Raw genomic sequence first — 20,182 nt, 5'->3', positions numbered from 1 at the left:
TCCCCCACCGGGGGAGGGTTTCGGTTCAGTCCCCTTCGATCAGCGCCGCGCCGCCCTGCGCATCCAGATCGAGCATCGCCGGCGCGTCCGCCTTCGTCGCCGGCCATTTCGGCAGCCCTGTACCGTTCGGGTTACCGGTCTTCACGAAGTTCACGAGATACGCGCTCGCGGTGTGCGCCGCCGCCCGGTCGGTCGCGCTGGTCTGCGCACCATATTTTATCGCTGCGGTATCGAAGAAGAACGGGATGTCCGTCGCATGCGACGCGCCTGCGGTTGTATCTGTCCGAACCGACGTCGCCACATACGAGAACCGGTAATGATAGGTCGGCACGCCCTTCGCCGCGAGCACCGCCGCGGTGTCGCGCGCGCCGGCGATCATATAGCCTTGCGGCCCACCGATATCGTCACTGGTCGCGCCGATCATCACCGGCACCCGGGCGAACCGTCCCGCGGCATAGGCGGCGACGGGATCGACCGCGAGCCTGCCATCGACCACCGGCCCGCTATACGTCCGCGGCCCCGACCCCGGCGTGAACATCGCCGCCAGGCTTAAGCCATCGGTCACCTGGTCCGCCGACAGTCGACGCAGCTTGGCCAAGGCCTGCGGATCACCGGCCGCGATCCCCTTCGACTGCGCGAACGCGATGCCGATCGTCTCCGCCGTGGCGATCGTCCCGGCAGGCCCGGTGCTGGGGCCGCCCGATTGCACCACCGCCTTCTGGAATGTCCCGCGCGCCATCGGCGACGTCAGCAAAGTGTGGACCGACATGCCGCCCGCGCTTTCGCCGATGATCGTCACGTTGGCGGGGTCGCCGCCGAACGCCGCGATGTTGCGCTTGACCCATTTCAGCGCGGCGAGCTGATCCATATAGCCATAATTGCCAAGCAGCCCGTGATCGGGATCCTGCTTCGTCAACTGCGGATGCGCGAACGTGCCGAACCGTCCGAGGCGGTAATTGAAGCTGACGACCATGATGCCGGACTTGGCCAATTCGCTGCCGGAATAGGTCGGTGGCGACGATCCGCCGTTTACGAAGCCGCCACCGTAGATCCACACCATCACCGGCAATTTCGCCTTCGCACCGGCGGGCTTCCACACATTGGCATAGAGGCAATCCTCGGCCGGCGGCGTGCCAAGCGGCGCGGCATCGCTTGGGAAAGGTTGCTGCATGCAGTCATTGGCATAGCGGCTCGCGTCGCGCTCGCCACGCCAGGCGGCCGCGGGCTGGGGGCCCGCCAGCGGAGCGGACCGACCGGCGGCGCAGCGAACGGAATACCCTTGAACGCCACGACGCCACCGGACTCGCGACCCTGCAACCGACCGGTATCGATCCGCACACGCGTCTCGCCAGCTTCGGCGTGCGCCAACGTCGAACTGGCCAGCAAGGCCGCCGCAAGGGTGAAGGTCAAACGCATGGCACTATCCTCGTCTCTGATCGAAGCGATAACGGCCGAAGCGCGCGACAGAAATGAGTGATGGGGCCCGCGGCGGGAAATCGAACCCGGACCCATCTCCTGCATCGCTGTAACGCAACGTCTGACAATTCCGCCACCTTGGCCTGACAATGGTAGCGCACAGTTAATCGCATAGACAACGGCTGGCTGAACGTAGCGCATAGTATCGACGCAGCCATGATGACTGGGGGAAGGCGATCCGAACGCTTTCGAAACCTCACCATGGGAAAGCCGCCACCAGATGCCCGCGTGAACACGCCTCCGACAGCGTCCGCTGGCGTCTAATCTTCTGGTCGCAGGCTTCGTGCCACCGACACCGATGTGCTTGGACGGTGCCGCCGGACGATCGCAACCGATTTGCCCCCGACAGAGTAGACTTGGCGGTCGGTTTAGATAATCATGGCGTCTGCCAGACACTTGAAGGGTAAAGCCTTGGTATCCTGCTACTCACCGACCCCGGTTTTGGAACAGATCGGTGAACGGTGGTGGCGACGCATCGGGGCTGGAACGCTGACCGCCATCATCATTCTGCTGGCGCTGTGGTTCACCCTTTTTGGATCGAAGAGCGACACGAGGATATCGGGCGGAACACTCCCGTCCTTGTCACGCTGCTACCTCTGCCCGAACGTCCGGTCGCGTCGCCCCCGTTCCTCCTGAGCCCCAGCGTGTTCGCGAGGTCGACGCGGCGGATGGACGGCAGCGTCAGGAGCCTATGCCGGACATCAGGCCGCAAACGGCACCACGTGCGCCTTTAATTCCGGATGTGTCGGATAGTACATTACTGCCTCCTACCATCACGCTCGCCACGTCCGAACCGATTGCTCCGGCACGGCTCGCGCGTGCCGATGGCGTTGGCGGAGGGCCATCGCACGTCGCCAACCGCGGTGATGGTGCCGGCATCGGGCTTGGCACCGGATCTGGTAACGGCATCGCCGGCGGTGAACTCGACGGTCCAGGCCCGCTCGACGTTCTTCGAAAGGCCGATTGGGTATGGAAACCCGGCGACAGTGCGTTGCAGCCGTTTGCACCCCGGCAGGCCGTCGAGAAACGCATTTCCGGAAAGGCGGTCCTCGCCTGCCGGGTTCTACTCTCGACCCGCGTCCATGATTGCCGCGTCATCGCCGAGAGCGCCGGGGGATTTGGCTTTGGCAAGGCGGCGCTGACCGCCTCACGGATCTTCCGGGTTCATCCCCCGCGGCGCAACGGCAAGCCGCTGAACGATGCGTGGGTCGGCATTCCCGTTGTTTGGATCACGGACTCCGTGGTCAAGATGGGCAAGCTGGAAATCGTGACACCAGCCGTCCCAGACACCGCGCCGACCCACTGAGTACATAATAGCGACCCGCGATCGGGGGCACGGATAGAATTCTCAAGTTCCGCCAAGGCGATGAGCCTGGCCGCGTCTGCGAACACAACCCGTTAGCAAACTCTCAATTAGTCGCTGCGAAACCATCCCGCCGGATCACCCGCGGGTCTGGCTGTACTCTAAGCGCTCTGATTTGCCAGCAATCCTGCAGGCGTTGCAGGACGGACGTTTTTGGAACGGGAAGGTGCTCCAGTGATGCTAAACGCAATCTGCAAGCCCATCTTGGGATGGCTTCCGCCCGTATATTTATTGGCGGGCTGGGCTGTCAGTGGATGGTATGTTTTCCACTATACCAGTGCAGTAGCCGCAATCGGGATAGTTTCGGGCATCGCGATATTCGTCCATTACAATGTGATGATCAGGTCGAATATCGTGAACGAACGCAAGTCTATTGACCTGGATCGGACGGCCAAGATCGCCCTTGTTCTCGCTAGCTTGGGATTTTGTGTAGTATTTCTGTATCTGCTGATCGCCAGCTGGACAGCGTATAAAGCGTACGCGGCTGCACCGCTATTTGGCGTCGGAATGGTCTACGTTCCCGCCTTCTCGCTCGGCGTTGCTTCGGCCGCGTATGTAAAATTGATCGCGGTGCACGTATCCAAGCTCAAAGGATAACGTGAGCCAGGTCGGTCGGGGATGCTGGCTAAGAGGTCAGGCGGGTCGAAAGCCCGGGGATCGCGCGACGTGGACGACCGGGAAACGAGATAGATGGGCCGGTCGTCGGACCGGCCCACTATACTTACGCCTTCTTGCGCGCGCGCTTCGGGCTTGCGGCGGCCTCGGTGTCTTCCTCCTCGTCCGGCGAATCCTCACCGGCTTCGGTCAATGCCTCGCCAAGCGCCTTGAGTTTCTCTTGCGACTTGTCGGACTTGTCGGCGATCTTGGTCGTCGCCGTGCCCAGGCGGTGCAACAGCGCATGGACGCGATCCGCGTCGGGCGTGTCCTTTTCCAGTTGCTTGCGCAGCGAGGCGAGGTCGCGCAGGATGCCCTTGGCACCCGCGGTATCGACGTCGGCCAACGCGGCTTCCCAATCCTCGACCATGTCGGCACCCTTGGTGGGCTTGGTAGCATCAAGTCCGCGGTTGATCGCGTTCATCGTTCCGGCGAATTTAACGGCCATGTCATTCTCTCCGCAAAGCCTGTGGTGGCGATCGTCAACGCGGTGTCGCGGGGGAAATGTCCGGGCGGATCGGGTTACCGTATTGCTCTCGATCAATCGGGTGGCGAAAACCGTACGGACCGTATCCTGGGTTATCTTTTGGCGACGCGGCCAAGGCCGAAGTCGACGGGCGGGCAGTAGCTGAAGGACGCATGAGCCGACCGCCAAAACTCGGCAACCGCGCTAACTCTCCTTCGAAGGCAATAGTTTGCAACAGCCCCACACCCGGCGCAGCGGCACGCAAGGACCCCCACCGCCACGCCGGTATTTAAGCGAATTCCTCAGGCGAGCGTCAACCCAACATCCACATTCCCCCGCATTGCGTTGGAATACGGGCAAATCTGATGTGCTGCATCGACCAGTTTCTGCGCATCGTCACGCTCTAGACCCGGCAACGATACCGTCAGGTCGGTCGTGATACCGAAACCACCCGCGGACCGGGGACCAATGCCGACCTTGGCCGTGACCGCGACGTCTTCGGGCAATTTCATCTTCAACTGCTGGCCGGCGACCTTCAGCGCGCCGATGAAGCAGGCGGAGTAACCGGCCGCGAACAGCTGTTCCGGGTTGCTGCCGTCGCCGCCTGCGCCGCCCAGTTCCTTTGGCGTCGAGAGGGCGACGTCGAAGCGGCCGTCTTGCGAGCGAGCATGTCCGTCACGACCACCGGTTGCTGTGGCTTCAGTGGTGTATTTTACGTCGATCGACATTTTGAGCCTCCAATTGCTTATCGCGATAAATATCTAGGTAAGCTTGCTGCTGCTGTCCAGCATTATTTGGTGCGATAATCATTTCCGTGATAGTGATCGTCATGAAGGAGCTATGTGTGTCCGACCCTCTGCCACTCGACGATCAACTGTGCTTTTCGCTCTACGCTGCGACGATCGCGATCAATCGTGCCTACAAGCCTGCGCTCGACCGGCTTGGCATAACCTACCCGCAGTTTCTCGTTCTTCAGACCTTGAACGAGGTTCAGGATGGCCGTTCGATCGGCGCCATCGCCGAGAGGCTCGCGCTGGAACCGAGCACGATCACGCCACTGGCCAAGCGTTTGGAGGCAGCGGGGCTCGTTACGCGGATTCGCAATCCCGCCGACGAGCGTGAGGTCCGCGTCCGTTTGACCGACGCGGGTCGCGCCCGCTGGGCTGAGACGGGATGTCTGGGTCCGTTGATCGTGGAACGATCGGGAATGACGCCGGATAGGCTGGCGTATCTCAACGCTGAAGTGGCGGCGCTTCGTCAGGCGCTAGCGCTCAAGCCCGGGGCCAAATCCGCAGTGGTTCAATGAAATTTGCGATAGATCTTAGGATGCATCTGCTAAAAGCATAGGCGCAAAGATGAAGCCTTCGCTCATTTGATGAGATAGCAACCCGTCGGTCCGCTCCGCGGTTGCGGCTCCGACTGACAATGTCAGACGGGCTGCCGCTGCGCCCGCAACCATCCCGTAATCGAATACCGCTTCGTCGGCGCGGAGGGCGTTATATAGGACACGCTGTGGAGTTGCGGGACAGCTAGGATGTCGAGCGTGTTGAAGTCCGGGACAAGTCCCTCGACGATGCCGTCGCGATCATGGAACAGCAGCAGGCCGCCCATTCGGCGCGCCACTGCGGGGTGAGGCCGAACACATAGGCCGCACGTCGATCCTTGCCGGCAACCTCGTCGTCGTGCGCGGTGAGGAAGTCGCAGGCTGCGTAGGCGGTCGCCTGCGCATCGACGAACCGCGTATCGTCGGCGCCGGTGATCGCCTTCAGCACCGGTAGCGGGGCGGGACTCGACAACCACGAAGCGAATAGCGTGAGCAGATCGGGGTTCGCTACGCGTGCGCCCACGCCGTCCGCCACGCGGATCGTCTCGTAGCGATATTGGAAACCGCTCTCGGCGCCCTTGTGAACCGCGGCATCCAGCGCCTTTCGCTGCGGATCGCTCATCGCGTCCCGGACCGAGCGATCGAGTTCGTAAAAAGTGTCGTTGCTGTTCAGCACCTGCCGCCAATCCGCATGGTCCTGAAGATATGCGCGCAGGCGTTGCGGCCCATCGTCCGACAACAGGTCCTTAATCCTGACGCGACCTGCGCGCGCGTACCGCGCGCGCAGGTCCGAGACATCGAGGTTGGGGTTGAGCAAGAATGGGTCGGTCGGCATCGAAAACCTCGCAGAGGATGCCCACGCCTAACGCCGATGTGCGGCCAGCAGAAGGGTGCGTGTTTATCCCGCTACGCCACCGATATGAGTTCCAGCGCGCGTGGTGGAGCCGAGGGGAATCGAACCCCTGACCTCTGCAGTGCGATTGCAGCGCTCTCCCATCTGAGCTACGGCCCCGCGCGGTTGGCCATAGGCCAGGATCGATGATCTAGCGGCTCGATTTGGGCGTTGCAACCGGGTTGGCGCGACTGCGCCAACTGACCTTCGGCGCGTCGTCGCAACGGAGCGTCGGGTCGCCGTCAAGTTGCCGCAATCACAGGAACATTCCGCCAGCTTGGCGCTTGTAGTCCTCGGAATGTACGACCCCGCGATCGACGGGGCCGGCAGCCGCAGGACAGCAATTAGGAGGTTCCTATGGTCTACGAACGCAACACCCGAGATCGCCAGTCGGGCGACTATTACGGTCGGCCGAACTCGAACGATTATGGTCGCGATTTCCGCGCGGATGGTGGCGGCTATGGTCGTTCCAGCGCGCGCGAATATGAAGCCGCCGGCGAATTTGATCGCGACGACAACCGCAGTGGCCGCGGTCAGGGATATCAGGGGCGTGACGACCAGGGACGCGGCGATCAATATGGTCGCGAGCAGGGCGGTCGCGACTATTATGGCGGCCACAATGACCGCTCGCAGCCATCGAGCGGCGATCGCTACGGCCAGTCGCGCTACGGCCAGGGATCGGGCCAGGGTTATGGCCAGCAGGGTTACGGTCAGCAGGGATATGGCCAGCAGCGCTCCGGCCAGGGCTATGGCCAGCAGTCCTACGGGCAGCGCAGCCAGGGTTCGGGCGATGCCGAATATCACGGCAGCTACGCTTCGGACGGACGTCGCTTCGAGGACGTAGGTCGCAACCGCGATGCCGATGACGACAACCGCAATTCTGCGCGCGGCGGCAGCCGTAACGAGGGGCGTGACTATGGTCGCCAGCCACAGGGCTATGACTATGACGATCGCGGATTCATCGCGCGCGCAGGCGACGAAGTTCGCTCGTGGTTCGGTGACGACGAGGCCGAGCGCCGTCGCGAAGCCGATGCACGCTATGACGAGCGGTCCTATGGCAACTCCGACAACCGTGCGTTCGGCAATCGCGCGTCGAACACGCATGACGACCATTACCATAGCTGGCGCAGCACGCAGATCGCGGCGCTCGACCGCGACTATGACGAGTATCGCAACGAGAACCGCTCGAAGTTCGAGAATGAATTCTCGTCGTGGCGCAATGAGCGCCAGGGCCAGCGCAGCTCGCTGTCGCAGGTTACCGAGCATATGGAAGTCGTCGGGTCTGACGGCAGCCATGTCGGCACGGTCGACAAGGTGAAGGGCGACCGGATTCTGCTGACCAAGAACGACCGCGATGCAGGCGGCGTGCACCACTCGATCCCATCGCGCTGGATCAAGACCGTCGACGGCAAGGTCACGTTGTCGAAGTCGGCCGACGAAGCCAAGGCGGCGTGGAAGGAAGAAGAGCGCAACTCGGCGATGTTCGAGTACGGTGATCGCATGGGCGGCGACAAGAAGGATACCGGCACCAGCGGTTATGCTTCGAGCACGCAGACGGGCAGCACGGCGACTGGTAGCACGCAGACTGGCAGCACGCAGACGGGCAGCACCGGGACCGGCACGGCATCGACCACGGGCACGACCGGCGGCACCACTACTGGCACGACGTCGGACACGCTTGGCAAGTCGGGTTCGACCACGTACTAACTGGTTGAAAGCGTTGGCTGGCGTTGCATGATGTCAGCCGAAAAGGGGCCCGGGCGGAAACGTCCGGGCCTTTTTGCAGGTTGCGTTGAGTGTGCGTTTCGCCATACCCGCAACACGAATAATCAAGACAGGAGCAAGTTTATGGCCCGTGCATGGAGCCTGAAGGCACGTCCGCAAGGCATGCCGAAGCATACCGACTTCGCCATGATCGATCTCGATCAGTCGACGCTCGGCGCCGGCGAGGTGCGTATCGCCAATCGCTGGCTGTCGGTCGACCCGTACATGCGCGGGCGGATGAACGACGTGAAGAGCTATGTCCCGCCGTTCGCTCTGGGCGAGGCGATGCAGGGCGGCGCGGTCGGCGAAGTGGTCGAGAGCAACGACGACGGCATCAAGGTCGGCGACATGGTGCTGCACATGGCCGGCTGGCGCGACGAGGCGGTGGTGCCGGCCGCGCAGGTGCAGAAGCTGCCCGCGCTCGACGTGCCTCCGCAGGCGTTTCTGGGTCAGCTCGGCATGCCGGGGATGACCGGGTATTTCGGCCTGCTTCAGGTCGCCGAAGCCAAGGCTGGCGATACGGTGTTCGTGTCGGCGGCGGCGGGTGCGGTCGGATCGACGGTCGTGCAGGTCGCAAAGGCGAAGGGCATGACGGTGATCGGCTCGGCCGGCGGTGCGGAGAAGTGCGCGTGGGTGAAGTCGCTCGGTGCGGATGCGGTGATCGACTATAAGAGCGACGTGCCGGTAGTGAAGGCGCTCGGCGAGGCTGCTCCGAAAGGTATCGACGTGTATTTCGACAACGTCGGCGGCGAGCATCTCGACGCGGCGCTGGCACATGCGAACCTGCATGCGCGGTTCGCGGTGTGCGGGATGATCGACGTGTATAACAGCGGGGCTGCGACGCAGCTGAAGTATCTCGCGCGGCTGATCGGTAACCGCGTGCAGATCCGTGGGTTCATCGTCAGCGACTACATGAATCGTGCCGAGGAGTTCTACAAGGACATGGGCGGGATGCTGGCGGCGGGGACGCTGAAGCGGCAGGAGACCGTGCACGAGGGGCTCGAGACGATGCCGGATGCGTTTTTGGGGCTGTTCTCGGGTGGGAACACGGGGAAGATGCTCGTCAAGGTTTGAGTTCGTATCCCCAACCTCTCATCGTCATTCCCGCGCAGGCGGGAATCCATACTGGCAAGCGTAGCGGTCTAACCGCCAGCGTTTGAGAATATGGGTCCCCGCCTCCGCGGGGATGACGATGGTTGTGCCCCTTCCTACAGCCACTTCGCCTGCTTGAACTTTACGTATAGCGCGGCGCAGACGACACCGATCACCCCCAGCACGACGAAATACCCGTATTCCGTCTTCAACTCGGGCATGTTCTCGAAGTTCATGCCGTAGATCCCGGCGATCGCGGTGGGGACGGCGAGGATCGCGGCCCAGGCGGCGAGCTGGCGGGTGATCGCGCCGGTGCGTTGTTGTTCGAGCAGGTTGCTGAATTCGAACACCGACGTCAGCACTTCGCGCAGGCCCTCGACCATCGTCTGGACGCGGCGGACGTGATCGAGCACGTCGCTGAAATACGGTTTCGCCTCGGTGTCGATGCAGGGGAGGTCGAGGCGGACGATCTTGCCCGCGACCTCGCCCATGGGTCCGAGGATGCGCTGGAAGCGGATCATTTCGCGTCTCAGACCGAAGATACGGACAATTTCGTCGCGGCCTAGGAATGCGTCGATCGTGCGTTGTTCCATCGCCAGCACCTCGTCCTCGATGCTCTCGACGATCGGGAGATAGCCGTCGACGACGTAGTCGAGAATTGCGTGGAGGACGTAATCGACGCCGTTGATCAACAGCGTTGGCGCGGCTTCGAGCTGTTCGCGGAGTGCCTTGTGCGAGCGTGCCGAGCCGTGGCGGACGCTGATGATGTGACTGTGGCCGACGAAGATCGCGGTTTCGCCGTACGCGATCTTGTCGTCTTCGAGTTGCGCGGTGCGCGCGACCACGAACAGCTGGTCGCCGTACACGTCGACCTTGGGCAGCTGGTCAGCCTTGATCGCGTCCTCCACTGCCAGCGGGTGGAGGTTATACTGATCCTTCAGCGTCCGCATTTCCTCGGCCGACGGATCGCAGATGCCGATCCAGACGAACTCAGAGCGATCCGCGGGGCAATCAACTTTCTCGTCGATCGAGACCGCGCGGACGCGCTTGCCATGACGATAGAGATACGCGGCGACGACCGTCATGGAGCCTCTGAATTACGCTAACGAGGCTCGCGCCGGTATCAGAACGCCGGGAGCACCGCACCCCGATAATGCTGCTCGATGAAGGTCTTGGTCGCCGGGCTACGCAGTGCGGCGATCAGTTTCACGACGCGCGGGTCCTTCTCGCCACCGGGCAGGCCGACGACGAAATTGACGTAAGGGCTGTTCTTGTCCTCGATCGCGAGCGCGTCGCGGACCGGGTTGAGCTTCGCGTCGAGCGCGTAGTTGGTGTTGATCAGCGCGAGATCGACCTCGCCGAGCGTGCGGGGCAGGGTGGCGCCCTCCAGTTCCTTGAAGTTCAGGTTCTTCGGGTTGGTGGCGATGTCGTTGAGGCTCGACAGCGGGTTGGTCGGGTTCCGGAGCGTGATCAGCCCGGCCTTCTGGAGCAACAGCAGCGCGCGGCCACCGTTGCTCGGCTCGTTCGGGATCGCGACGGTGGCGCCGTTGGGGATCTGCGCGATCGACTTCCACTTGCGCGAATAGGCACCGAGCGGTTCGACATGGACGCCGGCGTAGGTCACCAGATGCGTGCCGCGCGAGGCGTTGAACTGGTCGAGATACGGCTTGGTCTCGAAATAACTCACGTCGATCTGCTTCTGCTCGACCTGGAGGTTGGGCTGGACGTAGTCGTTGAAGACGCGGATCTGGAGGTCGACGCCTTCCTTGGCGAGCGTTGGCTTGATCGATTCCAGGATTTCGGCGTGCGGCACCGCGGTTGCGGCGATCGTCAGCGTCTTGCCGTCGTTGGTCTTAGCACCACCGCAGGCGGCGAGCGCGAGCAGCGAGAACGAGGCGAGCAGGGTGCGGCGGTTCATGGCAGTTCCTAGCGGCGGGTGAAGTGGCGAGCGAGCGCGTCGCCGGCATATTGGATGATCTGGACGAGCACGACCAGCAGCACGACGGTGACGACCATGACGTCGGTCTGGAAGCGCTGATAGCCGAACCGGATCGCGAGATCGCCGAGCCCGCCCGCACCGACCACGCCCGCCATCGCGGTGAACGAGACGAGCGCTACCGCGGTGACGGTGGCGCCGGCGATCAGTCCGGGGAGCGCCTCGGGAATCAGCGCGCCGGTGACGATCTGACGCGTGGTGGCACCCATCGCCTGCACCGCCTCGATCGTGGTGCGGTCGACTTCCTTGAGCGATCCCTCGACGAGCCGCGCATAGAACGGCGCGGCGCCGACGACGAGCGGCGGGATGGCGCCGGCGACGCCGAGCGAGGTGCCGACGAGCATCACGGTGAGCGGGATCATCACGATCAGCAGGATGATGAACGGCACCGAGCGGAGAATGTTGACGATGATGCCAAGGACGGCGTTGGCGACGCGGTTCTGCGACAGCCGGCCCCGGTCGGTGAGGTAGAGCAGGACGCCGAGCGGCAGGCCGAACGCGATCGTCAGGATCAGCGATCCGCCGAGCATGATCAGCGTGTCGAGGCACGCCTGGCCGATGTCCGACCAGTCGATGTTGGCGAAGAAGCTCATGCCGCCAGCGCCGCCAGCATGCGCTGCGTTGCCGGGTGGGCGGCGTTGGCGAAGATGTCGGCGACGTCGCCGGTCTCGACGATGCGGCCGCGTTCTAGGACGGCGACGCGGTCGCAGACGTAGCGGACGACGTCCATTTCGTGGGTGATGAGAACGATCGTCAGGCCGAGGTCTCGGTTGAGGTCGCGGAGGAGGGTGAGGACCGAGCGGGTGGTTTCGGGGTCGAGCGCGCTGGTGGCTTCGTCGCAGAGCAGGATGTCGGGGTCGGTGGCGAGCGCGCGGGCTATACCGACGCGCTGCTTCTGGCCGCCGGAGAGCTGGGCGGGGTATTTGGTGGCGTGATCGGCGAGGCCTACGCGGTCGAGCAGCGCGGCGACTTTCGTCTCGCGCTCGGCTTTGGATACGCCCGCGAGCACCAGCGGGAACGCGACGTTCGCGGCGACCGTGCGCGACGAGAGCAGTCCGAAGTTCTGGAAGATCATGCCGATCCGGCGGCGCAGCGCGCGCAGGTCTGAGGCCGACAGCGCGGCTACGTCGACCCCATCGACTTCGACCCGCCCTGAAGTCGGGCGTTCGAGCGCGTTGATCAGGCGGATCAGCGTCGACTTGCCTGCGCCGGACTGGCCAATGACGCCGAACACGCCGCGTGCGGGAATCTCCAGCGAGACCCCGTCGAGGGCCGCCGCTTCGCTGGCCGGGTAGGTTTTAACAACGTCGGTGAGGCGGATCATGCGGAGTCCATGACTTGCACCGCGAACCGCTCCATTTCCTCGGCCTGCGGGCTCATCTGGAGCAGCAGCAAGTCGAGACCGGCCGCCTCGTACTCCGCGATACGCTCCTTCAACTGCTCGGGCGTGCCGACCAGATTGGGGCGCAGGCCGCGGTTGGAAACGGAGTATTCCTGGATCTTCAACTCGCGTTCGAGCTGCGTGCCCGATAGCCACTGGTCGAAATTGGCATAGCCGGCGGGTAGCTCGGTGACGCTGGTGATGCGCTCGAGTTCGCGTTTCGCCTCCGCCTCGCTGTCGCGGACGATCGCGTAGGCGGCCATGCCGTACTGCATAGGCGCACCGCCGGCCGCTTCGCGCCGCGCCGCCATGTCGGCGATTTTCGGCGCGATCGCGTCGGCGGGGTCGCCGTGCATGACGTAGGCGTCGCACTGCGCGGCAATCATCGCCTTGGCCTTCTCGCTTTCGCCGCCCGCGTAAACGGTCGGGCGCTTGGCGGGCTTGGGTGAGCAGATCGCTTGTTCGGTGGTGTAGAACTGGCCCGCGAAGTCAAAGCGCTCCTGCGTCCACAACCCATCGACGACGGTCAGCCACTCAGCGGTGCGCGCGTAGCGATCGTCGTGCTGGTCGAACTGGAGGCCGTATTGCTTGGCCTCGTCCGCCCACCAGGACGAGACGACGTTGAGCGCGAGCCGCCCGCCCGAGATCCGATCGATGTTCGCCGCGGCCTTGGCGAACAGCGCGGGGTGATGGAAGTTCGGACGGACCGCGACCATCAGCTCGATGCTGTCGGTCACCGCCGCCAGCGCCGCCGCCGTCGACCACGCGTCGAGCGCGGGCTGTTCGATGCCCTTGATGTCGTTGAGGTTCAGCTCGGCGATCAGCGTCAGGTCATAGCCCCAGCGCTCGGCATTCTGCGTCAGCGCCTTGGTGTAGGCCCAGCTCGCCTCCATCCCCTCGTCGGGGACGTTGCGAAGCCAGCCGCCGAAGACGGGGGTCCAGTAACCATAGCGCATCAGCGGGCCTTCTCGATCTGTTCGACGAGGTAATCGACGAGGCGGTCGTGCGGATCCCAGCCGAGCACATCCAATGGCTTGGCGACGAAGTTCGACAGCGCGTTGATGTCGTAGAAGCGCGCGACGTCGTCGCGGTCGTCGATCATCACCTCGACTCCGCCGACGTCGAGATCGACCGCGTTGGCGATCGCTTCGGCGGCGTCCTTCAGGGTCTGCGAGGGCTCGACCGCGGCCATCTTGATGCCGGAGCCGGGAACGACGCACGCGTCCGCGGGGCAGAGGTCGAACGCACCGCCACCTGCGACGTCGATTGCGTAAAGAAATTTGCGGTCTAGCGTCTCGATCCGGGTGATCGCGCCGTCGCGGACGGGGACGTATTCCTGGACCAGCAGCACGCCGTCGACGCTGCTCGGTAGGCCGGTGTCGGCTACGACGGTGCGCAATTCGTCTAGGCTGTCGAAGCGGACGATGCCTGCGCCTGATCCACCGATGTTCGCCTTCACGACCAATGGGAAGCGCAGCGTCTGCGCGGCGGGGACGACGTCTGCGGCGCGGTGGACGACACGCGTCTCGGGGATCGCGAGGCCGAGCGAGGCGATCAGCGACAATTGCCGCGCCTTCGAGGCGTCGATCGCGAGCACGTCGGTGCCGTTGATCACGCGCGCACCGGTGCGGCGCCAGTGATCGAGCATCGCCATCGTGTCGAAGATCGGATGCTCATCGTTGCGCAGGAAGCTCGACATCGCGATGCGGTTGAAGACGACGGGGGCGGGGGCGCTCTGGTCGGCGGGGTTCCAGAAGCCGTCGGGCGTGGCGCGGGTGAACGCGACGCCGCGGCGGTCGAGCGCGGCGAACAGCGGTTCGAACCAGAGCGGGTGCTCGTAGAGAATGGCGAGATCGGTCATCGTGTCCCGGATACGCATTGCGCGCGGGCGTGCAAACCCAAGCAATAGTTTGGCACGCGCAATTTCGCATCGTTACCGGCTGACGTTCTCGGCTGATGTTCCCGGCTGACAGGGCGCGTTTGCCGCGGTAGCCTTGGCGATGATCTTGAAAACGCTTGGCGCTTCGCTCGTCCTTGTCTGTGCCGTATCCGGCTCGGCGCAAACCGTCGCTCCGGCGACACCGGCCACGCTTGTTCCGGCCGAGTCGGTGCCGGCGGCGACCGTCTCGATTGTGATGACGACCAGCGAGGGGCCGATCACGCTGGCGTTGGAAAAGGATCGCGCGCCGCTGACGACCGCGAATTTCCTGCGTTATGTCGACCAGAAGCGGCTCGATGGCGTGACGTTCTATCGCGCGATGAACCTGGGGCAGGGGACCGGGCTGATCCAGGGCGGGCCGCAGAACGATCCGAAGCGCATCTTGGAGCCGGTGGCGCACGAGCCGACCAGCAAGACCGGGCTGTCGCATGTCGATGGGACGATCTCGCTGGCGCGGTTGGCGCCGGGGACGGCGACGGCGGATTTCTTCATTACCGTCGGGCCGGTGTTGTCGTTGGATGCGAACTCGACGGGGAGTGGGGATACCGCGGGGTATGCGGCGTTCGGGCATGCCGTCGAGGGGATGGATGTCGTGAAACGCATCCTCGCTGCGCCGACGTCGGCGACCGCCGGGGTCGGGGTGATGAAGGGGCAGATGATTGCCGCGCCGGTTAAGATTTTGACGGTTCGGCGGGCGAAGTAGGGGAGGACTTTACGTCACCTCATCAGCTCCGCCACCCCGGCGAAGGCCGGGGCCCAGTTGGAAAGGTTGCAGTAACGGCGGACTGTGCGTCGTTATCGCCGTCCCCCAACTGGGCCCCGGCCTTCGCCGGGGTGGGGTTGAGGTTGGGACGGTTGGACCGAGACACAGAGCGCCGCCTAGCCGTTCCCCCGCGGACGCGGGGGCCCAGCTAAATATAGGGCGGTGCCTGTGGCTCCTGGGCCCCCGCGTTAGCGAGGGAACAAGGAACAGAAGTGTAGTTGGTAACAGGGAGTTCTCGAACGCGAACTCGACTGGGTCAGGCGGCGACGGCGTCCGCTTTCGTCGCCATCCATGCTTCGGCCTTGGCCAGCGCGGGGGCGTCGTCGACGTCGATCCAGTCGATGTCGCTGCAATCGACGATCCGGGCTAGGCCTTGCGCGGCCAGCAGGCGGACGCCTTCGGTCAAAGACGGGCTGGCGAGCGTTGCCAGTGCATCCGACAGCGCTGGGCCGATCGCGAAGACGCCGGTGTCGTAGCAGTCGTGGGGTTCGAGGCCCTTGCCGATCGCGACGATGCGGTCGCCTTCGGTGGCGACGCAGGTGACGTCCTCGGGGTCGACCCAGTCGTGGCCGAGCCGTCGGTCGATGCCGAGGCGTAGACCACCGCCAGCGCCGGCTTTCGCCATGCGCGCGTAGAGGTCTGGGCTGACGAGGTGATCGCACATCGCCAGCACCGCTTCGCTATCGGCCAGCGCGTCGCGTGCCGCGAGGACCGAGACGCCATTGGGTTCGCGGTGATCCGCGAGAACCGTCTCGACCTTCAACGGCCAGCGCCGGCTCGCGAGATACGCTTCGATCGCCTCACGCCCGTAGCTCACCGTCACGATCGCCCGCGCAAAGCCGGCCTCGGCCAGCCCCTCAAGCGCGTGGGCGATCAACGGCCGCCCCGCTACCGCGCAGAGCGGCTTGTACGGGGCGGAGGTGCGAAGGCGGCTGCCTTCCCCGGCGGCGAGGATGATCGCCGTTTGAATCCGGGGCGTGTCGATCATGTCAGGCAGCCTTGATGAACCGCTCGACTTCGATCTGCGCGAGATCGTCGGTCATCTGCGTGCGCGGGTGCTTGCAGAAATAGGCCGAGGCGGGATCGATCACGCCGGCGATGCCGCGATCCTTGGCGATCTTGGCGCAACGGATCATGTCGATCGCGACACCCGCCGAGTTGGGGCTGTCCTCGACCGAGAGACGCAGCTCGATGTTCATCGGCACGCCGCCGAACAGCTGGCCTTCCATGCGCAGGAAGCAGACCTTGTTGTCGTTCTGCCAGGGGACATAGTCCGACGGACCGATATGGACGTTGTCGTCGTCCATGCGCTCGGCCGCAACCGACTGGACGGCTTCGGTCTTCGAGATCTTCTTCGACTCGAGCCGGCGATGGTTCGACATGTTGAGGAAGTCGGTGTTGCCGCCGGTGTTGAGCTGGTAGGTGCGATCCAGCTTCACGCCCCGCTTGGCGAACAGGTCCGTCAGCACGCGGTGGACGATCGTCGCGCCAAGCTGCGCCTTGATGTCGTCGCCGATGATCGCGACGCCGGCGTCTTCGAACTTCTTCGCCCAGACCGGGTTCGAGGCGATGAAGACGGGGATGTTGTTGACGAACGCAACGCCTGCTTCGATCGCGCATTCGGCGTAGAATTCGGTGGCTTCCTGCGAACCGACCGGCAGATAGTTCATGAGCACGTCGGCGCCCGATGCCTTCAGCTCGGCGATGACCTCTTCACGGGTCGGCTCGGCGGCGTCCGAAACGAGGAACGTGCGGTCGTCCTTGAAGTCGGCCATGTGGTCGGCAACGCCGTCCAGCTTCTTGCCCATCTTCACGATCGTGCCGGTGTTGCTCACGTTCGGTGCGAACACCGCGGTGCAGTTGGGCTTGGCGAAGATCGCCTCGGCGACGTCCTTGCCCACCTTGCGGCGATCGACGTCCCAGGCCGCGACGACCTTGATGTCGCTCGGCTTGTAGCCACCCATGTCGAAATGCATCAGGCCGACCTGGTCGTTGGCGCCCTCACGGTAATGCTCGAGGCCTTGCACGAGCGAGCTCGCGCAGTTGCCGATGCCGACCACGGCGATCCGAATGCTATTCATTACTGACCCTGTTCCTTACGAAAGATGCATGCGCGACGCGGTCTTTGGTCGCGTTGCAGAAGTATTACGAACGAAAGCCCGCTCGACACGACGGTGCCAGACGAGCCCGACGATGGCCACGAGCGTCAGAGGGACGATCTCGAACCACCAGAAGATGCGTGGGTTGCCCGCGAAGCAGGCGACGAAGATCGCCCATACCCGGACATTCGCGGTAAGCAAGGCCATGAAGCGCAAGGGCGCGACGGCACGGGCACCGTATACGGCGCCTAGTGCGACCGGATCGGCCGATTGGGCAAGCGTACGCTCGAACGGCATGGCAATCCGGTCGATGCTGCCGGCGACGCCGTCGTAAAAGCGGACGAGCGGGTTGCCGATCGGGACGGGGGCGCTTCGAGCGCCACGCCCTTGATACGGCGATGGAAGCGCGAACGCTCACCCTCGTACATGTTTGACTGTACCGCATGCGCGCCGCCGGCGGCGAAGGCGAGGACCCAACCCTCGGGCGTGTCGATCGTCAGCGCAAGCGAGATGTAGATCAGCGCGAATACGCCGTGATCGCACAGACCATCGAGCATCCGGCCGAGCGGGCTGGCCGTCTTGGTCGCGCGTGCCACCATGCCGTCGAGGCCGTCGGCAATCAGCCACCCCATCGACAGAACGAGGCCGACGAGCGCAACCGCCCAGTTTCCCCATTGCGTGTAGGCGAGCGCGGCTGCGCCACCGAGGCAAAGCCCCGCCACCGATACCGAATTGGCCGAAATTCCACGCGCAAGCGCAAGCGGGAGCAACGCGCGGCCCGCTGGATGAATCAGCCAAAGGTTAGATGGGATCTCGATCCGGCGATCGCGCGATCCATCCGGTGGAGCCACTGTCATAGGATTTTCATAATGCGCCGCGCAGGCGATTTATGCAAGGTATCGCGAGTAACCTCAAGGAACGCTTGAGCGCAATTCTTCGATCCAAGCCGTTGCGATACCGTCGGACGGGGCCCGCCAGTCGCCGCGTGGCGATAGCGCACCGCCCGCCGACACCTTCGGCCCGTTCGGCATCGCCGACCGCTTGAACTGGCTGGTCGTGAAGAACCGGAAGAGGAACTTCTCCAGCCAGTGGCGGATCGTCGGCAGGTCATAGGCGACGCGCGCATCCGCCGGCAGGTCCTCCGGCCACGCACCGACGCTCGCATCGCGCCATGCGTGCCACGCAAGAAACGCGATCTTGGACGGCGCCAGGCCGTGACGGATCACATAATGCGCGAAGAAATCGTTCAATGCATAGGGTCCGATCATCGACTCGGTGCTCTGCAATGCACCGTCCGCACTCGCCGGAACGAGCTCGGGCGAAATCTCCTGTGCGAGGATCGTCGAAAGGATCGCGTCGGTCGCCGCGTCATACTGGTCGGTGCGGATACACCAGCGGATCAGGAACTGGATCAGCGTCTTCGGCACGCCGCTGTTCACCGCGTAATGGCTCATCTGGTCGCCGACGCCATAGGTGCACCAGCCGAGCGCCATTTCGCTGAGGTCGCCGGTGCCGAGCACGATCCCGCGCCGCTGGTTGGCGAGACGGAAGAGGTAATCGGTGCGAAGCCCTGCCTGTACGTTCTCGAAGGTGATGTCGTAGACGGGCTCGCCTTCGCTGAAGGGGTGGCCGATGTCCTCCAGCATGCGGCGAGCGGCGGGACGGATGTCGATCTTCTCGGCGGTGATGCCGAGCGCGCGCATCAGCGCCCAGGCGTTCGCCTTCGTGCCTTCGCCGGTCGCGAAGCCGGGCATGGTGAAGCCGAGGATCGCGCTGCGGGGGCGTCCGAGCCGGTCCATCGCCTTAGCCGCGACGATCAGCGCGTGGGTCGAGTCGAGGCCGCCGGATACGCCGATCACGATCGTCTCCGCGTGCGCCGCGGCAAGGCGCTTCGACAGCGCCTCCACCTGGATGTTGAACGCCTCGTAACAGTCGTCGTCGCGCCGCGCCGGGTCATTGGGGACGAACGGGAAACGGCGGATAGCACGTTCCAGGCCGCTGTCTGCGAGTACCGGCGCGTGATCGAACGCGATCCGTCGGAAGCGTGTTTCGGGATTGCCGGCGAACATCGCCGCATCGTTGAACGTGCCGGTCCGCAGCCGTTCCTGCGTGATCCGTTCGCAGTCGATATCGGCGACGACCAGTTCGGGCTCGGTCGCGAACCGCGCCGACTCCGCGATCTGTTCGCCGAGTTCGTGGATCAGTCCCTGGCCATCCCACGCGACCTCTGTCGTGCTCTCGCCCGGTCCCGCCGCGGAATAGACATAGGTGCAGACGGCCCGCGCCGATTGCGCCGCCGCCAGCATCGCCCGATCGCGTGCCTTGCCGATGACGATGTTCGAGGCGGACAGGTTGCAGCAGATCAGCGCCCCCGCGAGCGCACCCGCGGTCGAGGGCGGGGTAGGGGCCCAGTAATCCTCGCAGATCTCGGCATGGAAGACGAAGCCGGACAGGTCGCGCGCGGCGAAGATCAGGTCGGTCCCGAACGGCACCTCCTCGTCGCCAAGCTCGATCGTCAGTCCGGTCATACCGGCACCACTCGCAAACCAGCGCTTTTCGTAGAACTCGCGGTAATTCGGCAGGAACGTCTTCGGCACCACGCCCAGCACGCGCCCGCGCGCGATCGCCAGCGCGCAGTTATACAACCGCCCGTTGCGCACCAACGCCGCGCCGACCAGCAACACCGGCCGCAAGGTCGCGCTCGCCTCGACCACGGTCGCGATCGCGGCCAGCGTCGCGCGCTGCTGCGCGGTCTGGAGATGCAGGTCGTCGATCGCATAGGAGGTGAGGTTCAGTTCGGGGAACACGACGAGGTCGACGCCCTTCGCGTCCGCCTCACGTGCCAAGGCGATCGTGGCCTCGGCATTCGCGGCGGTATCCCCTACCGACGCGCGCGGCGTGGCGGCGGCGACCCGGATCAGGGCATGGCTGTGGATCGCGTAGAATGGGTGCGTCATGTCACACCGATACAAG

General features: G+C 64.3%; 20 protein-coding genes, 1 tRNA gene and 2 pseudogenes. 6 read left to right on the top strand and 17 right to left on the bottom strand.

What is annotated here, in order from left to right; translation table 11 throughout:
• Positions 1-25: 25 nt before the first annotated feature.
• Together QP164_RS19865 and QP164_RS10810 are read right to left on the bottom strand one after the other, a co-directional pair.
• A complete protein-coding gene (locus QP164_RS19865) occupies positions 26-379 on the bottom strand; it encodes a carboxylesterase family protein (RefSeq protein ID WP_443027485.1) in 354 nt (117 codons plus the stop codon).
• Between the two features lie 75 nt (positions 380-454).
• Positions 455-1,416: pseudogene (locus tag QP164_RS10810) on the bottom strand (carboxylesterase/lipase family protein); the annotation flags it as partial.
• 751 nt (positions 1,417-2,167) lie between these two features.
• Here QP164_RS10810 and QP164_RS10805 point away from each other — a divergent pair.
• A complete protein-coding gene (locus QP164_RS10805; protein WP_333923120.1) occupies positions 2,168-2,782 on the top strand; it encodes a TonB family protein in 615 nt (204 codons plus the stop codon).
• Positions 2,783-3,016: 234 nt separating this feature from the next.
• Positions 3,017-3,436, top strand: a complete 420-nt coding sequence (locus QP164_RS10800) for a hypothetical protein (RefSeq protein ID WP_333923119.1) — start codon at positions 3,017-3,019, stop codon at positions 3,434-3,436.
• Between the two features lie 124 nt (positions 3,437-3,560).
• Here QP164_RS10800 and QP164_RS10795 read toward each other — a convergent pair whose 3' ends face one another.
• Together QP164_RS10795 and QP164_RS10790 are read right to left on the bottom strand one after the other, a co-directional pair.
• Positions 3,561-3,941, bottom strand: a complete 381-nt coding sequence (locus QP164_RS10795) for a hypothetical protein (protein WP_332754613.1) — start codon at positions 3,939-3,941, stop codon at positions 3,561-3,563.
• A 320-nt stretch (positions 3,942-4,261) separates the two neighbouring features.
• Complete coding sequence (locus QP164_RS10790) at positions 4,262-4,687, bottom strand: organic hydroperoxide resistance protein (protein WP_333923118.1); 426 nt, start codon at positions 4,685-4,687, stop codon at positions 4,262-4,264.
• Between the two features lie 101 nt (positions 4,688-4,788).
• On the opposite strand from QP164_RS10790, the gene QP164_RS10785 reads away from it, so the two are divergent.
• The gene (locus tag QP164_RS10785) at positions 4,789-5,265 is read left to right on the top strand and encodes a MarR family winged helix-turn-helix transcriptional regulator (protein ID WP_443027484.1); all 477 of its coding nucleotides are present in this window, start codon (positions 4,789-4,791) and stop codon (positions 5,263-5,265) included.
• Between the two features lie 122 nt (positions 5,266-5,387).
• On the opposite strand, the pseudogene QP164_RS10780 reads toward QP164_RS10785, so the two are convergent.
• Positions 5,388-5,905: pseudogene (locus QP164_RS10780) on the bottom strand (2OG-Fe(II) oxygenase family protein).
• Between the two features lie 314 nt (positions 5,906-6,219).
• A tRNA-Ala gene (locus tag QP164_RS10775) sits at positions 6,220-6,295 on the bottom strand.
• A 237-nt stretch (positions 6,296-6,532) separates the two neighbouring features.
• Between QP164_RS10775 and QP164_RS10770 the strand changes: the two genes are divergently transcribed.
• The gene (locus QP164_RS10770; RefSeq protein ID WP_333923117.1) at positions 6,533-7,882 is read left to right on the top strand and encodes a DUF2171 domain-containing protein; all 1,350 of its coding nucleotides are present in this window, start codon (positions 6,533-6,535) and stop codon (positions 7,880-7,882) included.
• A gap of 141 nt (positions 7,883-8,023) precedes the next feature.
• Positions 8,024-9,013 (top strand): NADP-dependent oxidoreductase, encoded by a 990-nt coding sequence (locus QP164_RS10765; protein ID WP_333923116.1) that lies wholly within the window; start codon positions 8,024-8,026, stop codon positions 9,011-9,013.
• 134 nt (positions 9,014-9,147) lie between these two features.
• On the opposite strand, the gene QP164_RS10760 is transcribed toward QP164_RS10765, so the two are convergent.
• From QP164_RS10760 to QP164_RS10735, 6 genes are read right to left on the bottom strand one after another with little or no spacing between them, the layout of a single operon-like run.
• Positions 9,148-10,116, bottom strand: coding sequence for a magnesium and cobalt transport protein CorA (locus QP164_RS10760; protein WP_333923115.1), 969 nt, complete (start codon positions 10,114-10,116; stop codon positions 9,148-9,150).
• Between the two features lie 38 nt (positions 10,117-10,154).
• Positions 10,155-10,949: a MetQ/NlpA family ABC transporter substrate-binding protein gene (locus tag QP164_RS10755; RefSeq protein WP_332754605.1), complete on the bottom strand. Its 795-nt coding sequence runs from the start codon at positions 10,947-10,949 to the stop codon at positions 10,155-10,157.
• An 8-nt stretch (positions 10,950-10,957) separates the two neighbouring features.
• Complete coding sequence (locus tag QP164_RS10750; protein WP_056062682.1) at positions 10,958-11,620, bottom strand: methionine ABC transporter permease; 663 nt, start codon at positions 11,618-11,620, stop codon at positions 10,958-10,960.
• Positions 11,617-12,351, bottom strand: coding sequence for a methionine ABC transporter ATP-binding protein (locus QP164_RS10745; RefSeq protein ID WP_333923114.1), 735 nt, complete (start codon positions 12,349-12,351; stop codon positions 11,617-11,619). Before QP164_RS10745 ends, QP164_RS10750 begins: the two co-directional genes overlap by 4 nt.
• Positions 12,348-13,364, bottom strand: a complete 1,017-nt coding sequence (locus tag QP164_RS10740) for an LLM class flavin-dependent oxidoreductase (RefSeq protein WP_333923113.1) — start codon at positions 13,362-13,364, stop codon at positions 12,348-12,350. Before QP164_RS10740 ends, QP164_RS10745 begins: the two co-directional genes overlap by 4 nt.
• Positions 13,364-14,287, bottom strand: coding sequence for an ATP-grasp domain-containing protein (locus tag QP164_RS10735; protein WP_333923112.1), 924 nt, complete (start codon positions 14,285-14,287; stop codon positions 13,364-13,366). Before QP164_RS10735 ends, QP164_RS10740 begins: the two co-directional genes overlap by 1 nt.
• 121 nt (positions 14,288-14,408) lie before the next feature.
• On the opposite strand from QP164_RS10735, the gene QP164_RS10730 reads away from it, so the two are divergent.
• Positions 14,409-15,050: a peptidylprolyl isomerase gene (locus QP164_RS10730; protein ID WP_333923111.1), complete on the top strand. Its 642-nt coding sequence runs from the start codon at positions 14,409-14,411 to the stop codon at positions 15,048-15,050.
• A 316-nt stretch (positions 15,051-15,366) separates the two neighbouring features.
• Here QP164_RS10730 and QP164_RS10725 read toward each other — a convergent pair whose 3' ends face one another.
• From QP164_RS10725 to QP164_RS10705, 5 genes are read right to left on the bottom strand one after another with little or no spacing between them, the layout of a single operon-like run.
• Positions 15,367-16,098 carry a phosphocholine cytidylyltransferase family protein gene (locus tag QP164_RS10725; RefSeq protein ID WP_333923110.1) on the bottom strand — a complete coding sequence of 244 codons (732 nt, stop codon included), beginning with the start codon at positions 16,096-16,098 and terminating at the stop codon, positions 15,367-15,369.
• Between the two features lies 1 nt (position 16,099).
• Positions 16,100-17,191, bottom strand: coding sequence for an inositol-3-phosphate synthase (locus QP164_RS10720; RefSeq protein WP_132735585.1), 1,092 nt, complete (start codon positions 17,189-17,191; stop codon positions 16,100-16,102).
• Positions 17,192-17,206: 15 nt separating this feature from the next.
• Positions 17,207-17,506 carry a hypothetical protein gene (locus QP164_RS10715; RefSeq protein WP_333923109.1) on the bottom strand — a complete coding sequence of 100 codons (300 nt, stop codon included), beginning with the start codon at positions 17,504-17,506 and terminating at the stop codon, positions 17,207-17,209.
• On the bottom strand, positions 17,458-18,066 hold the full coding sequence (locus QP164_RS10710) for a CDP-alcohol phosphatidyltransferase family protein (protein WP_333923108.1): 609 nt from the start codon (positions 18,064-18,066) through the stop codon (positions 17,458-17,460). The genes QP164_RS10715 and QP164_RS10710 overlap by 49 nt, the downstream gene beginning before the upstream one ends.
• A gap of 54 nt (positions 18,067-18,120) precedes the next feature.
• Entirely contained in the window at positions 18,121-20,166 is a 2,046-nt protein-coding gene (locus QP164_RS10705; protein WP_333923107.1) for an NAD(+) synthase, read from the bottom strand.
• Between the last annotated feature and the right edge of the window lie 16 nt (positions 20,167-20,182).

The sequence above is a fragment of the Sphingomonas sp. LR59 genome (assembly GCF_036855945.1).
In the GTDB taxonomy this organism is placed as follows: Bacteria; Pseudomonadota; Alphaproteobacteria; order Sphingomonadales; family Sphingomonadaceae; genus Sphingomonas.
Note: the sequence above shows the minus strand (reverse complement) of the source record. Positions and strands in the feature narration are given on the sequence as shown.